We start from the raw sequence: 14,831 nt of genomic DNA, 5'->3' as shown, positions 1-14,831 counted from the left end.
CTTAATAAAGGCTGTGTGAGTTATCTTGAATGTGTTTGTTGGTAATCACACCCCACATTTTATAGTAGCACCAAGTGGTGTAGCATATAATTAGTGGAACAAAAATACAGGCAACAACAGTCATAACGGTTAGGGTATTTTTACTTGAAACAGCATCCCACATTGTTAAACTTACCGTTGGGTTAATACTGGATGGCATCAGGAATGGGAACAGTGCAAAGCCAGCCGTTAAGATGGAGCCAGTTACTGCTAGGGTCGAGCCTGTAAAGCTCAGTCCAGCTTTATTTTTACCCGCAGCCAAGACGATTAGTAACCCACCTAAGATTGCCGCGATTGGCGCAAGCATAGTAATTGGATAGATTGAATAGTTATTCATCCAGCCTGGGTTTGCATTGGTGAGAACTTGTTTTGCTAATGGGTTAGCTACGCCATTAGTATTGTAAGGGGTTACAAGGGTATAACCTTGAATACCACCGAAATATAACCAAGCACCTGCACCTAAGAAACAAACTAAGAAGATGATTCCCATCAGTTGTGTTGCTTTGGCAGAACGTTGACGTAATACACCATCGGTACGTAGCATTAACCATGCACCACCGTGCGCACATAGCATGGATAAGCTCACTAAGCCGCAGACTAAAGCAAATGGATTCAGTAGAGCAAAGAAGCTACCTGTGTATGTTGAACGTACAGTTTCATCTAGAGTAAAGGGAACACCAAGGAACATGTTACCGAATGCGACACCAAAAACGAGTGCGGGTACCGCACCACCAATTGCTAGACCCCAATCCCATGAGGTACGCCATTGAGTATTTTGTAGTTTAGATCGGTAGTCAAAGCCTACAGGTCGTAAAAATAATGCAAATAAGACCAGTAAAAGTGCCCAATACATGCCAGAGAAAGCAGTGGCATAAACCATTGGCCATGCGGCAAATAATGCACCGCCAGCAGTCACAAACCAAACTTGATTGCCTTCCCAGTGTGGTGCAATCGTATTGATTGCAGCACGGCGTTCATCATCTGTTTTTCCTACAAATGGCATAAGTGCCATTGAGCCCATATCGAAACCATCTGTAAGTGCAAAACCAATTAGGAGTACACCGACCAATACCCACCAGATTATTTTGAGAAGTTCATATTCGATCATGATTGAGACTCCTCAATTTTAGCGTGATTGGTATGATCTTTTGCAGCTAATTTTTCAAAATGATATTTACCCGTATGTAACGAACTTGGACCTAAGCGCGAGAATTTGATCATTAAATACATCTCAATAATGAGAAGTACGGTATAGAACGCTGCAAGTGCAATAATTGAACCCCAAACATCACCAGTGCTTAAGCTTGAAGCAGATAAGTGTGTCGGAAGTATTTCACCAATCGACCATGGTTGACGACCACCTTCAGCAACATACCAACCCGTCTGTGCTGCAATCCATGGTAACGGCAGTGCAAATAATGCAAATTTAAGTAACCACGGTTTGTTTTCTGCATTACGTTTGGCGACAGCATACGTTGCAAGAAGAAACAGCAGTAACATCAAGAAGCCAGAAGCAACCATCGCGCGGAATGAAAAGAACAAAGCGGTAACATTTGGAATAGTATCTTTGGTTGCTGCTTTGATCTGTTCCTCAGAAGCATCCACAACATTCGGGGTGTATTTTTTAAGAAGTAAGCCATAGCCTAAATCTTTTTGGTTTTCAGTGAATGATGCCATGAGTTCAGGAGAACGGTCACCTGCTCGAAGCTGTTCAAGTTCGCTATAGGCCTGCATACCATTGCGAATGCGAACTTCATGTTGAGTCATTAGGTCTTTGAGGCCTGTCACTTCTTTGTCTAAAGAACGTGTCGCAATGATTCCCATGACATAGGGAATGCGGATGGCATAGTCTGTTCGCATTTCTTGTTGATTTGGAATACCAAATACAGTAAATGGAGCAGGTGCAGGATGCGTATCCCATTCAGCTTCAATCGCGGCGAGTTTGGTTTTTTGAACATCACCCAATTCATAACCAGATTCATCACCTAATAAAATAACTGACAGTGTTGATGCTAGACCAAAAATCGCAGCAATTGCAAAGGAGCGGCGAGCAAAAGGTAAGTCTTGTTTCTTAAGTAAGTAATAACTTGAAATTGCTAAGACGAAAATTGCACCAGTCACATAACCTGCTGAAACGGTATGCACAAATTTAACTTGAGCAACTGGATTGAATATTAGCGCGCCGAAGTCTACAAGTTCCATACGCATGGTTTCAAAGTTAAATGCTGAACCAACTGGGTTTTGCATCCAAGCATTGGCGACCAAAATCCATAATGCAGATAAATTCGATCCAAGTGCAACTAACCATGTTACACCTAAATGCTGGACTTTAGAGAGGCGATCCCAGCCAAAAAAGAATAAACCAATAAAAGTTGATTCTAGGAAGAAAGCCATTAATCCTTCAATAGCCAGTGGAGCACCGAAAATATCACCAACATAATGTGAGTAATAGGCCCAGTTTGTACCGAACTGGAACTCCATGGTTAAGCCCGTAGTTACACCTAGGGCGAAGTTAATACCAAAAAGTTTTCCCCAAAATTGGGTCATGTCTTTATAAATTTCTTTACCTGAAATCACATATGTAGTTTCCATAATGGCAAGAATAAAAGCCAGACCTAAAGTCAGTGGTACAAAAATAAAGTGATACATCGCGGTCATTGCAAATTGGAACCGCGAAAGATCGACCACGCTTTCAGAAATCATCAACGTGTCTCCTTGATTTGGGAAGGACTGCCAGCAATACGCTCAGCAACTTGATTGTCAAAATCTTTAGGGATCGTCGGCGCATCAAACCAGATATGCTTGATGGTTAATAAAATCACAATCTTAATTATTAATATGACTGTGATTTCTCGAACAAGACGACGATTTACATCATTAGATTTTAAGCTCATGGGATAAGCCTATTATTTAATTTCTTTTATATTATTAAACAAAAAACAATATAAAATAAATAGATAAAACAATTAAAATAAAAATATATTATTATTTTATTTATAAACAAAGTGTTATGTGTTTTTTTAAATAAAAAATAATCTAATTTTATGCTATTTTAAAGTTGATTAAAATGGTTGTGATTATTAGAAAATAAACCGACTAAATTAGTATTGTTTATTTAGAATAAACCAACCATATTAATATGGATTAAATATTTTAATGAAATTTTATTTGGTTTAGTACAAAAAGTATTCATAGTAAAATAGTTGGTTATAATTTGTATTTCAAGTAATTTAGTGCGTTAAATTGTAAAGATTTTTAGTAGAAAACCGTATGAAGTACTTTTGATATTTGCTATTTTTTAACGAGTAAAGATGTCATTTAAAAAAATTTAGAGAGTATGATTTTTACTTATACACATAGGTGCAAAGCGTGGAGGTGACCTAAATGGTATTTTGTAATTTAAACTAGATCATGTATTGGAATAATTGTATTGATCTAAAATTGTTCTGAACTAAAAAGATGGTTCGATCTTGAAATATTTTTTGCAATGTAATGTGACTTTCTAAAACGAATTAAAATAATCTGCGATTGGAATTCTAGTTCACCAAACTCGGGCTCAACTTGAACATAGTGAAGTTGTCCGAATTCATCTCGAACACGAGCTTGAGCCGAAAAACCAGGGCGAGCATTGCCACTTGAAACTGTTGCTAAGCGGCCTAAGAGATTGACTTGGGTTTGTATCACTTGTGGTTTAATGACTTGATCTAAACAATGAATCATAAATACAGTAAAGAAAATTGCAATAATCAGCGCTGGTATAATCATGTAATACCATGGAAAAAAGTGATGCTGACTAGCATATACAATCAGTTGCAGAAGGTATCCAGCAAAACTAAAGGTAATTAAAAAGAAGACTACGATTAGAACTTTGGCAAATTTGACTTGAATAAAAGGGGAATGGGTAAGCCAGTCGGGAGAGATTCGCTTAAAAAAAGTGCTGGGTCTAAGGCCAATATAATAACCAATAGTTTCAGCCATGCTGAGTAAGATCAAAAGAATAACACTGATATGAAATGGCATAAGATCAGGTTCGAAGAAAAAATCGAGCATGGCTGTCCTTGGGGCAATTGAGTAGGTTTTTAAAGCCTACTGTGCTGAGTCTTCGATGTAAATTCCACCATCAGAATGCACTTTAATATTCACTTTCTCTAGACTTTCACCTAAGCAAGGTCCCGAAATACATTCACCCGTTTCGACATTAAATAATGCGCCATGGGTTGAACATTGAATATATTCACCATCCTGATCTAAAAACTGATTTTCTAAAAATTCCAATTCAGTTTGTAGATGCGGGCAAAGATTATTGTAAGCATAGTAAGCGCCATCACGTTGAGTGATAAAAATGGTTCGACCATCATCTGTGTCAAAAGCACGCGCTTCTCTTTCAGGGATTTCTTCAGTCATTGCAATTTTAGACATTTATGCACATTCCTTTTGAAAATTTTGAAAAAGTTCAGCATAGTCGGCAATGTTTAAACGAGCACCATATTGTGCAACAACTTCACTTGAAACCAAAATCGCTAATTCTGTAGCAGTCTGTAATCCTAAACCAGAATTTAAAGCATATAAGAAAGTCCCAGCAAAAGCATCACCTGCACCATTGGCATCAATTGCAGTTACTTTACGACCTGCAACGTGAATATTTTGCTCTGCATTAGCAACAACTGCACCTTCTTCACTTAATGTAATGACAACATCATTACTTAGTAATTTTAATTTTGCTAATGCTGCCTCTACAGAATCAGTTTCTGTATACATCATCGCTTCTTGTTGATTACAGAAAATTAAGTCTACACCATCATCTAGCAGTTCATTTAAACCAGTACGTGCATATTGCACCATTGCTGGATCAGATAGGGTTAAAGCAATTTTAACGCCATTGTCTCGTGCAATTTGACGGGCTTGTTTTACTGCAACGCGTGCCGTATCGCTAGTCGATAAATAACCTTCAATATAAAGCCATTTTGCAGTTTTTAATGGCTCAAAATCAATTTGTTCGGCGGTTAATTCAGCGGTAATACCTAGGTAAGTATGCATGGTTCGTTCTGAGTCATCACTCACAAGAACCATACATGTCCCCGTTACACCTTGACTGATTGATTTTGGCGTAGTCTGAATGTCAGCCTCATTTAAACCATTGAGGTAAATTGAACCTAAATCATCATGGCCAACACGGCACGCATAGAATGCAGAACCACCTAATGCGCTGAATGCAACAGTGGTATTGGCTGCTGAACCACCAGAAGCTTGACCTTTGTAGATTTGGCTTGCTTTTAAATTGCTATACAGTTGAGTTTGAGTGTCGGCATCAGTCAATTGCATGGTGCCTTTTTGCAAATTTTGTTGAGTGAGGAATTCATCTGTAACTTTAAATTCCTGATCAATCAGTGCATTACCAATTGCAAAAAGATCAACTGTAGCCATTTTATTCATCACATCAATGTTAAAAAAGCAAAGTTTACACCAATGCTCAATTTTACTGTAGGTTGATGAATAAAATTCACGATAAATACTCAATAAGTAAAATTTTTTAATGTAAATAATCAATAGTCATATTGAAAGTGAGAAACATAATGCATGACTTTAAATTTTGGCAATGTGGAGTACTTCAAGATAATTTTTTTGATTACATATTTATTGGTTTAATAACTAACTAGTAGGAGTAAGTTTTTATAATTTAAAAGTGCGATAGAGCAAGGTAATAGTCGACTCGAATATATGAGGTTATATTAATAAAAATAGCCTAAGCAATATTAATTTTTTTAATACTAGAACACGAAAATTTATCACTATTGTGGAAAATAGCATGTGATTATATCTATTCTAAAATAAAGCCGATTAAAATAGTCGGTTAAATTTTTCATCACACTACGATTAAAGGATGAATTGTAGGGAGCACTGTAGGTATAATGTCTCTATGTTAAATATTAAAACTTTTGAGGAGATCACATGACTGTAGATGTCACTGAAACAATAACCCAAACTGTTCATCCTGCGTTTCAGTTGGTACGTCAACACCATGTTGAAGCTTTAGATATTTTTATTTCTGAATACACACACAAAGTTACAGGTGCAATGCATTATCACTTGGCGACTGAGCATGATGAAAATGTTTTCTTGGTTGCATTTCGCACTCAACCGATGGATTCAAAAGGTGAAGCGCATATTCTTGAGCACACAGCATTGTGTGGTTCAGAAAAATTTCCAGTACGTGATCCATTCTTTTTAATGATTCGTCGTTCATTGAACACGTTTATGAATGCATTTACTGCTGCAGACTGGACAGCTTATCCATTTGCAACTCAGAATAAGAAAGATTTCCAAAATTTATTGGAAGTATATTTGGATGCAGCATTTGCAGCCAATTTAAATCCACTTGATTTTGCTCAAGAAGGTATTCGTATTGAGCTAGAAGAGGGCCAGCCTGTTTATAAAGGGGTGGTCTTTAATGAAATGAAAGGTGCAATGAGCTCACCTTCAGATCAGCTTTATCATCAATTGGCACATCACTTATTCCCAAAAACCACTTATCACTATAATTCAGGTGGCGATCCTAAAGATATTCCGGATCTTACTTACGAAGAGTTAGTCTCTTTCTATAAATCACATTACCATCCAAGTAATGCCGTATTTATGACTTTTGGTAATGAATCTGCTTATCACTTGCAAGAGCAATTTGAAAAATTAGCATTGGCTAAATTTGGAAAAGGTGAGACGCTTTATTCTAAACATGAGCAACGTTTGACTGCACCGCTTGAAGTAACTGAAACTTATGCGGTTGATGCAGATGATTTAACAGATAAAACCTATCACATTCTTTCGTGGTTATTACCCGAGTCCAGTGATGTTAAACTGCGTTTAGGCATGCGTTTGGTTGAAGGGATTTTACTCGAAGATTCAGCTTCACCATTACGCCATTATTTGGAAACTTGTGGTTATGCGCAATCAACTGGGCCAATTATGGGCGTGGATGATTCCAATTTTGAAATGACGTTCTATTGTGGCGTACAAGGTTCAAATCCTGAGCATGCAGAAGAATTCAAAAGTGGCGTGTTGACTATTTTGCAAGATGTAGCATCGAAACCAGTAGATCAAGACATGGTTGATGCAATCTTGCACCAAATTGAGTTGCATCAGCGTGAAATTAGTGGTGATGGAACGCCATATGGCTTAACGTTAATTTTGAATGGGTTGAGCAGTGCAATTCATCATCATGATCCTGTACATGTATGGGATGTCGATGCTGCTATGGATTTGGTTAAAGAAGAACTTAAAGATCCAATGTGGTTGTCTAATCTCATTACCACACATCTTCTGGATAATCCACACCGCGTACAAATGACTTTAGTACCCGATGCGATGAAATCGGCTAAAGAAGCTGAAGAAGAAAAAGCACGCTTAGCAGCAATTGGTGCCTCTTTAACTGAAGAGCAAAAAGCTGAAATCATCCAACAAACGGAAGCGTTAAATATTCGTCAAGCAACCCCTGATGATTTAGATCTACTACCGAAAGTTGGTTTAGAGGATATTCCCGCAGAGTTGGCCATTGTGCAAGGTCAATTGCGTGAAATTATCTGTAATAGTTTAGATACGCCTTTGAATTTATATCATGCTGGAACCAATGGTATTTATTATCAACAAGTGCTGATTCAGATTCCTGATCAAATTGTAAAATCACCGTATTTCAATTTACTGTCTATTTTGATGGGTGAAGTGGGTGCAGGTGAGTATGATTACTTGGCTTTGCAGCAACTACAAACAGCTGTGAGTGGTGGTTTGGGCATGGGAGCATCATTGCGATCTCAAGTGGATGATAAAGGTAAAATTACCGCATGGTTAACTTTAACTACCAAGTCATTGAGTAATAAACTAGATGCCATTCAATTGCTTAAGTTGGCATTTGAACAGCTTCGTTTTGATGAAAAAGATCGTATTATTGAATTGTTACAACAACGTAAAACTCGTTGGGCCTCACGTTTGTCAGATTCTGGTCATAGTTATGCCATGCAAATTGCATCGCGGAATATGAGTGCATTGGCACAACGTGATTATCAAAATACAGGTTTAGGTGCGTTAAATTGGTTAAGTGAACTAATTGCTAAAATTGAAAAAGATGATGCTGCATATGATGCATTAATCGCAGAACTGCAAGCTATTCATCGTGGGTTAATGTTGGCACCAAAACAATTCTTATTAGTGTGTGAAGAGCATCATTCCGAAAGTTTGGTAGCAGAGATTCAAGAGGTTTGGGATAAACTTGCAGTAGATCAATCGTCAGTAGCTTTAACTCAAATTGAGCCAGAAAATAGCGATAAAGATCAGGCTTGGTTGATTCAAACCAATGTACAATTCTGTGCTTCGGCTTATGCGGCGGTTGAAGTTTCTCATCCTGATGCTGCGCCATTAATGGTACTCGCAGGTTACCTACGTAATGGTTTCTTACATAGTGCGATTCGTGAAAAAGGAGGAGCTTATGGTGGCGGTGCGAGTTATGATGGCAATGCTTGCTCATTCCGTTTCTATAGTTATCGTGATCCGCGTTTAGCAGAAACCTTTAAGGACTTTGATGCGAGTATTGAATGGTTAATGAATGTAGAACAACAGCCTCATCAACTTGAAGAAGCGATTTTAGGTCTTGTTTCGAGTATGGATAAACCTGGTTCACCTGCAGGTGAGGCAATTACGGCGTGTTATGCGTTGTTGCATGGTCGTACACCAGCATTTAGAAGAATGTTACGTGCGCGGTTGCTAGAAGTGACATTACCTGATTTAAAACGTGTCGCAACAACGTATTTAATTGAACAAACCCCAGTCAAAGCTGTAGTTGCACCTGTAGCCAAAAAAGAGCTGTTGGAACAACTTAGATTTGAAATAAAACAAGTCAAATAAATTTTCTGGAGAAATTTATGTCGTTCAAATCTTTTGAACGTACACCGCCTCATCTGAGCATCTTTATGATGCTTAGCTTGGGTTGGGTATCTACGGCACAAGCAGATGATTCGACTCAAGTTAGTCCTGCAAGTACGCAAGCTTGTGTGGCTTTGGAGTCAAATGCGGATCGTTTGGCATGCTATGACAAAATATTCAAAACGTCAGGTACTATAGCTCCAGTTTTAGTCTCAGAAAAGCGCGCAGCGGAGGCATTGATTCCGCCTGAGATTGAACCAGTGACTTTAAAAGATAAAATTGAACAGAAAGTCGGGAATTTATTTGTGATCGAAGGGCCTAAAATAGACCCGAATACGTCATTGTTGGATAAGCGTTGGGAGCTTTCTGCGGATAGTAAGTTAGGAACGTGGAATATTAGGGCCTATCAACCGGTATATTTATTACCTGCGTTTTGGACGACGAGTAAAAATGAATTTCCGCATAGCCCAAATCCACAAAATACAGTAACTGAAGATCAAAATTTAAAATCGATGGAAGCGAAATTTCAAATTTCTTTGAAAACGAAAGCGGTTGAAAATCTGATTGGTAATAATGGTGATGTATGGTTAGGCTATACACAGTCTTCGCGTTGGCAAGTCTATAATTCTGAAGAGTCTCGTCCATTTCGTGAAACCAACTATGAGCCTGAAGCGAGTCTTATATTTCGTACCAATTATGAAATTTTGGGTTTAAATGGGCGTTTATTGGGGGTTACGTTTAATCACCAATCGAATGGTCGCTCAGATCCTTTATCACGTAGTTGGAACCGCGTGATGCTGAATTTAGGTTTTGAAAGAGGCAATTTTGCGATGATGGTTCGTCCTTGGTATCGGATGGATGAAACAGCAAAAGATGATAATAATCCTGATATTAAGGATTATATTGGGCGTGGTGATTTAACCACATTTTATCGGTGGAATGAGCATGACTTTTCTCTCATGTTACGCCACTCGCTTAAAGGTGGCGACGATTCACATGGTGCGATGCAATTTGATTGGGCTTTTCCAATTAAAGGTAAGCTGCGTGGACATTTTCAACTATTTGATGGTTATGGAGAAAGTCTGATTGATTATAATCACCGAGCAACCTATGTTGGTTTGGGTGTTTCTTTGATGAATTGGTACTAAGCGTCAAAAAAATATCGCGCAATAGAGCGATATTTTTTTTGACTTTATTTTTAACCAATTTGAATTTCTGTACTTGGGTGGCTGACTCGACTCTTTTTCGGTGTTGCGATTAAATAAGCTAAGGTTAGTGGACCTAAGCGTCCTGCAAACATTAACATAATCAGCGTAATCAAACTGCCAGGTTGTAAATCCTCGGTCACTCCTCGAGATAAGCCCACTGTACAGGCTGCAGAAATGGCCTCAAATAGTAAATCAAGAAAGCGTTTATTGGGTTCCAAAATCAGTAGCGCAAAAAAACCGACCAAAATGAGCATAAAGGTAATGGAAATCACTGCCAAAGCCTTGAAGGTAATATGATAGGGAATAGAATGTTTAAATATTGTTAACTCATCCGAACGTCTTAAGAAGGTAATGACACTCAGAATCATAATAATAAAGGTACCCACTTTAATTCCACCCGCTGTGCTGAGTGAACCACCGCCAATAAACATAAGTACCATTGTGACTAATGTTGAGGCATTTGTCATGCTACTAACCTCAACACTATTAAAGCCAGAGGATCGAGGAACAGTCGCGTGGAACCATGCATTTAAAGCTTGGTCACCGATTGACATGGGAGCGAGTGTCAGTGGGTTGCTGGCCTCTAGGCACCAAATAACAATGAAAGCGAATACGTTTAAACCGGCGATGGTCGATAAAATGAGTTTGCTATTAGGAGAGAGTTTCTTCCAGCGTTTGGCACGTTTTATATCCATTAATACGACAAAGCCAATCCCGCCGATGATATACAGCATACTAATGGTAAAGGTCACCATATATTGGTCGGAAAAGCTCATTAAGCTATTGGGAAATAAAGAAAATCCACCATTATTGAATGCAGATACACTATAGAATAACGCATAAAAAAATGCATGGCCAAAGTCATAATGTTGCATCCAAGCAATGGTTAAAATAAAGGTGCCGAGCCCTTCAAAAAATAAAGAATAAAGTAAAACGCCTTTGACGGTAAATGTGGCTCTGGCAAGGCTGGTTTGTCCAATGGTTTCCTGTGCCATAATTTGTTGTTTTAAGCCGACTTTAGAAGATAGACTTAACGCGGCTAAGATTGCAAAGGTCATAAAACCTAAGCCACCACATTGAATTAAGACCATGATGACAATTTTACCAAATAAGGTAAAAGAATCGCCGACATTAACGACTGAAAGCCCAGTAATGGTCACAGCTGAAGTCGCAGTGAAAAGTGCTTTAAGCCAAGGTAGTTCGCCATGATGGGCAAAGGGGAGTTTGAGTAAAATTGTACCAACGACAATAAAACTTAAAAAGCCCAAGGCCAGTAAACTGGGTGGACTTAGATTAATGCTGTTTTGCTTTTTATTAATCAGCTCAGTTTTTTTAAATTTCATAAAGGCTTCTTTATAAGAAACGGGACGAAAGTTTTCTTAACATTTCTACAGGACCTTCAATAATTAAAACATCTTTTTCCTGTAAAATTGTACCGGGTGCAATCTCATAAAGCACATGCGAGCCGCGTTGCAGTAATAGGGTTTTTAAGTCGTATGCTTCTTCCATCAGAGTTTGATATTGTGCACCTTGTAGGTTAGCACCAATTTCAACCTTTACGATATAGCGCTCATTATTCAGCTCCATATAACGTCGAACCATTGGAAAGCTCAGACTCTGTGCAATTCGAATCCCCATATCTTCTTCGGGATGAATAATTTTAGTGATTCCAAGATGTGATAAAATCATATGGTGGGCTTTAGATTTTGCTTTGACTAAAATTCTGTCAATGCCTAAATTTTTTAAATGCAATACGCATAAAATACTGGCTTCAATATCTTCGCCAATTGCAACCACCACAGCATCGCAATTTTTCACATTTAATTCATCGAGCACATGCTCATCAGTCGCATCGGCAATGACCGCATGACTAATTTGATCCGCTATATTTTCTACATTTTTTTTAATGGTATCGATTCCGATTACATCATGGTTCAGTTTAGTCAGTTCTAAGGCAACTGTTCCACCAAAACTTCCTAAACCGATGACAGCAAACAGTGCCATATTTAAAAATATCCTTTGTAAATGAAATATGATGATGTTCTGTGATAACGAAAACTAGGCATTAACGATACAAGAGATATTCACATGATTGAACTTGTTCCTCTATTTTATCTGTAAAAGAGTCATGCAGCCAACGGCTAATCTACTCAATCATCATAAACAACAAGTTCCTTGGAAATAACGGGATGAAAATTTAGTATTCATACTATATAGGTAAAAGCAATATTTCACAGGTGATCAGGTGTTTACTTTATTTTTGAGTTAGCACGTGTTTTTTGTAGCTAGACGGTAAGCTAAGCATTCATGCGAATTTCAGCTTTGGTCATCATTGTTTAAAGAAAGTAGTTTAATTTCTATATGGAGCAGATTGTGTGGAAGCAATCAATGTCTCATGGATATCCCAATAGAGGAAATTAAAATGGATGATAAAAAAATTTATAAGTTGTTACGGCATTGGTTTCCTGAACTAAAGAAAAAGAAGTTACCGAAGAAGAAGCATAGACGAAACTTCAAAGCTTTTTTGAAATGGGTTGCTGTTGAGAAAGTCGCCCATCAGACGCGTGAGTATTGGATGAAGATTGATCGTAATCTATATAGCGAAAATGGATTAGTAAGTTGTTCAGTTTTACATGATCATCATGCTGATATTCAGGCCGCTCAGACTTTGATTCGACAACGAGCTAAGCCATTGTTTGAACATTTCGATCAATATCATGCCGTGATTGGACGCTATTACAGTGTGTATGACCAAGTTTTTGATATTGTTTTTGAAGAGGTTCTAAATCTGGTCAAAGCATGTGGTTTTGAGATGTTACTCATTTATGCAGATCATTTCTATTGGTGCATGGTGCCAAATAATGAGGTATTAATTGAAAAATTTTGTAAATTTTTTGAAAAGCAATTTAAAGAAGATGGTCTAAGCATAGAGCATTATGCAGTTTTGGACTGCCCACGATCAACTTAGTCTGTTGCTAAGAAAAGAACCTCAGTGGAGGTTCTTTTCTTTATTTAAGTTTAGCTTTAGAAGTGTAGAGTGATTCAGTTTATTTAAGAAAACGCTGATAACCCAAATTGTTGGTGATTTCAGCATATGGATAATTAATATTTTCCAATGTTTCAGTCAAACCATCTGGATTTTGTTTGGCATCACTTGCTTCTAAGCCAACCAAAACACGACCTTCTGCAGCACCGTGGTTACGGTAATGGAACAAGGTAATATTATGAGTTGGGCCTAGACGTTCTAAGAAGGTGAGTAATGCACCTGGACGTTCTGGGAATTCAACACGGAATAATCGTTCATTTTCAATATCAGCATGCCCACCCACTAAATAACGGATATGTAGTTTAGCCACTTCATCATCAGATAAATCATCCACATCATATTGGGTTTTTAGTAATTCATGGATGTCATGACGTTCTTTTTCACCACCTTTTAAACTAATACCGACAAAGACTTGAGCGGCACTCGAAGTGCTGGCGCGGTAGTTAAATTCGGTAATATTACGACCTTGTAAAGCACGGCAGAAGTTTAAAAATGAACCTTTTTCTTCTGGAATGGTCACAGCGAAAATTGCTTCTCTATGTTCACCTAGCTCGGTGCGCTCAGCAATATAGCGTAAACGATCAAAGTTCATGTTGGCACCGCAAACAATCGAGACCATGTTCTTATTTTCTAAACCATGCTGTTCGACATATTTTTTAATGCCTGCCAGTGCCATCGCACCTGATGGCTCAACAATGCTACGACATTCATCATAGGTGTCTTTAATCGCTGCGCAAATTTCGTCGGTATTGACTAAAATAACATCACGCTCAACAATTGGACCTGACTTATCTGATTTTTGTAGTTGGATCACTTCAAATGGTTTTTCACCAATTTGTGCAACCGCAGTGCCATCCGCAAATAAGCCCACTTGTGGCAGAATGACACGTTCATTCGCTTCAAAAGCCGCTTTTAAACAGGCGGATTCATCATATTCCACTGGAATGACTTTGACATGTGGTGCGACATCACCTAAATATGCGGCTACGCCTGCGATTAAACCACCACCACCTACGGCAACAAAGACATAGTCGACGTCACGCCATTGACGTAAAATTTCATTGGCAATGGTTCCTTGACCAGCCATGACCAGTTCATCATCATAAGGTGGAATAAAGGTCAGACCTTCATCTTTAGCACGTTGAATGGCATATTTGTTGGCTACATCAAACGAATCACCGTATAGAACCACATCTCCGCCTAAGCGTTTTACCGCTTGTACTTTAATATCAGGGGTGGTTTTTGGCATCACAATAATAGCGTGAATTCCTAGTTTTTGACCGGATAATGCTACGCCTTGTGCATGGTTGCCTGCTGAGGCAGTAATTACGCCACGTTCCAACTGAGATTTTGGTAATTGGCTAATGCGGTTATATGCACCACGTAGTTTGAATGAGAAGACAGGTTGTAAATCTTCACGTTTAAAGCGAATGTTATTGTTTAGTTTTTCACTAATTCGCGGCGCTGCTTCGAGTGGAGTTTCGATTGCAACGTCATACACGGTTGCTTGTAATATTTGTCGAACCAAACGAGACAGCATGTTAATTTTCCATCTAACAGTTTAAAATAGATTTTTATTGTAACAAACCCTGTACATTTAGGCTGTAAAATCAGCAACAAATGTCAAAAAA

General features: G+C 38.3%; 12 protein-coding genes. 3 read left to right on the top strand and 9 right to left on the bottom strand.

Features of this window, described 5'->3' with window-relative positions:
* Position 1: 1 nt before the first annotated feature.
* The 6 genes from cydB to B9T27_RS06410 all read right to left on the bottom strand — a co-directional run bounded on the left by cydB (position 2) and on the right by B9T27_RS06410 (position 5,463).
* Positions 2-1,147 (bottom strand): cytochrome d ubiquinol oxidase subunit II, encoded by a 1,146-nt coding sequence (cydB, locus tag B9T27_RS06435; protein ID WP_086206028.1) that lies wholly within the window; start codon positions 1,145-1,147, stop codon positions 2-4.
* A complete protein-coding gene (locus B9T27_RS06430) occupies positions 1,144-2,742 on the bottom strand; it encodes a cytochrome ubiquinol oxidase subunit I (RefSeq protein ID WP_086206027.1) in 1,599 nt (532 codons plus the stop codon). Before B9T27_RS06430 ends, cydB begins: the two co-directional genes overlap by 4 nt.
* Entirely contained in the window at positions 2,742-2,933 is a 192-nt protein-coding gene (gene cydP, locus B9T27_RS06425) for a cytochrome oxidase putative small subunit CydP (protein WP_086206026.1), read from the bottom strand. The genes B9T27_RS06430 and cydP overlap by 1 nt, the downstream gene beginning before the upstream one ends.
* A 541-nt stretch (positions 2,934-3,474) precedes the next feature.
* On the bottom strand, positions 3,475-4,089 hold the full coding sequence (locus B9T27_RS06420; RefSeq protein WP_086206025.1) for an OB-fold-containig protein: 615 nt from the start codon (positions 4,087-4,089) through the stop codon (positions 3,475-3,477).
* A gap of 36 nt (positions 4,090-4,125) precedes the next feature.
* Complete coding sequence (locus B9T27_RS06415) at positions 4,126-4,443, bottom strand: Rieske (2Fe-2S) protein (RefSeq protein WP_171263356.1); 318 nt, start codon at positions 4,441-4,443, stop codon at positions 4,126-4,128.
* 15 nt (positions 4,444-4,458) lie between these two features.
* Positions 4,459-5,463 carry an adenosine kinase gene (locus B9T27_RS06410; protein ID WP_086206252.1) on the bottom strand — a complete coding sequence of 335 codons (1,005 nt, stop codon included), beginning with the start codon at positions 5,461-5,463 and terminating at the stop codon, positions 4,459-4,461.
* A 525-nt stretch (positions 5,464-5,988) separates the two neighbouring features.
* Here B9T27_RS06410 and B9T27_RS06405 point away from each other — a divergent pair.
* On the top strand, positions 5,989-8,928 hold the full coding sequence (locus B9T27_RS06405) for an insulinase family protein (protein ID WP_086206023.1): 2,940 nt from the start codon (positions 5,989-5,991) through the stop codon (positions 8,926-8,928).
* A gap of 17 nt (positions 8,929-8,945) precedes the next feature.
* The gene (locus B9T27_RS06400; protein WP_086206022.1) at positions 8,946-10,094 is read left to right on the top strand and encodes a phospholipase A; all 1,149 of its coding nucleotides are present in this window, start codon (positions 8,946-8,948) and stop codon (positions 10,092-10,094) included.
* Between the two features lie 50 nt (positions 10,095-10,144).
* Here the strand turns inward: B9T27_RS06400 and B9T27_RS06395 are convergent, their stop codons facing one another.
* Together B9T27_RS06395 and B9T27_RS06390 are read right to left on the bottom strand one after the other, a co-directional pair.
* Positions 10,145-11,497, bottom strand: coding sequence for a TrkH family potassium uptake protein (locus B9T27_RS06395; RefSeq protein WP_086206021.1), 1,353 nt, complete (start codon positions 11,495-11,497; stop codon positions 10,145-10,147).
* A 10-nt stretch (positions 11,498-11,507) separates the two neighbouring features.
* Positions 11,508-12,158: a potassium channel family protein gene (locus B9T27_RS06390; protein ID WP_086206020.1), complete on the bottom strand. Its 651-nt coding sequence runs from the start codon at positions 12,156-12,158 to the stop codon at positions 11,508-11,510.
* Positions 12,159-12,576: 418 nt separating this feature from the next.
* Between B9T27_RS06390 and B9T27_RS06385 the strand changes: the two genes are divergently transcribed.
* Positions 12,577-13,122, top strand: a complete 546-nt coding sequence (locus B9T27_RS06385) for a hypothetical protein (protein WP_086206251.1) — start codon at positions 12,577-12,579, stop codon at positions 13,120-13,122.
* A 79-nt stretch (positions 13,123-13,201) separates the two neighbouring features.
* On the opposite strand, the gene ilvA is transcribed toward B9T27_RS06385, so the two are convergent.
* Positions 13,202-14,740 (bottom strand): threonine ammonia-lyase, biosynthetic, encoded by a 1,539-nt coding sequence (gene ilvA / locus B9T27_RS06380; RefSeq protein ID WP_086206019.1) that lies wholly within the window; start codon positions 14,738-14,740, stop codon positions 13,202-13,204.
* Between the last annotated feature and the right edge of the window lie 91 nt (positions 14,741-14,831).

The sequence above is a fragment of the Acinetobacter sp. ANC 4648 genome (assembly GCF_002135345.1).
Lineage (GTDB): Bacteria > Pseudomonadota > Gammaproteobacteria > Pseudomonadales > Moraxellaceae > Acinetobacter.
The sequence above is the reverse complement of the archived record's forward strand: the minus strand, read 5'-3'. Positions and strand labels throughout refer to the sequence as shown.

Bases quoted from the DNA above. Each gene is read 5' to 3' on its own strand.
- cydP (WP_086206026.1), bottom strand. From the start codon at position 2,933: ATGAGCTTAAAATCTAATGATGTAAATCGTCGTCTTGTTCGAGAAATC.
- B9T27_RS06410 (WP_086206252.1), bottom strand. From the start codon at position 5,463: ATGGCTACAGTTGATCTTTTTGCAATTGGTAATGCACTGATTGATCAG.
- B9T27_RS06390 (WP_086206020.1), bottom strand. From the start codon at position 12,158: ATGGCACTGTTTGCTGTCATCGGTTTAGGAAGTTTTGGTGGAACAGTT.
- cydB (WP_086206028.1), bottom strand. From the start codon at position 1,147: ATGATCGAATATGAACTTCTCAAAATAATCTGGTGGGTATTGGTCGGT.
- B9T27_RS06405 (WP_086206023.1), top strand. From the start codon at position 5,989: ATGACTGTAGATGTCACTGAAACAATAACCCAAACTGTTCATCCTGCG.
- ilvA (WP_086206019.1), bottom strand. From the start codon at position 14,740: ATGCTGTCTCGTTTGGTTCGACAAATATTACAAGCAACCGTGTATGAC.
- B9T27_RS06430 (WP_086206027.1), bottom strand. From the start codon at position 2,742: ATGATTTCTGAAAGCGTGGTCGATCTTTCGCGGTTCCAATTTGCAATG.
- B9T27_RS06420 (WP_086206025.1), bottom strand. From the start codon at position 4,089: ATGCTCGATTTTTTCTTCGAACCTGATCTTATGCCATTTCATATCAGT.
- B9T27_RS06415 (WP_171263356.1), bottom strand. From the start codon at position 4,443: ATGACTGAAGAAATCCCTGAAAGAGAAGCGCGTGCTTTTGACACAGAT.
- B9T27_RS06400 (WP_086206022.1), top strand. From the start codon at position 8,946: ATGTCGTTCAAATCTTTTGAACGTACACCGCCTCATCTGAGCATCTTT.
- B9T27_RS06395 (WP_086206021.1), bottom strand. From the start codon at position 11,497: ATGAAATTTAAAAAAACTGAGCTGATTAATAAAAAGCAAAACAGCATT.
- B9T27_RS06385 (WP_086206251.1), top strand. From the start codon at position 12,577: ATGGATGATAAAAAAATTTATAAGTTGTTACGGCATTGGTTTCCTGAA.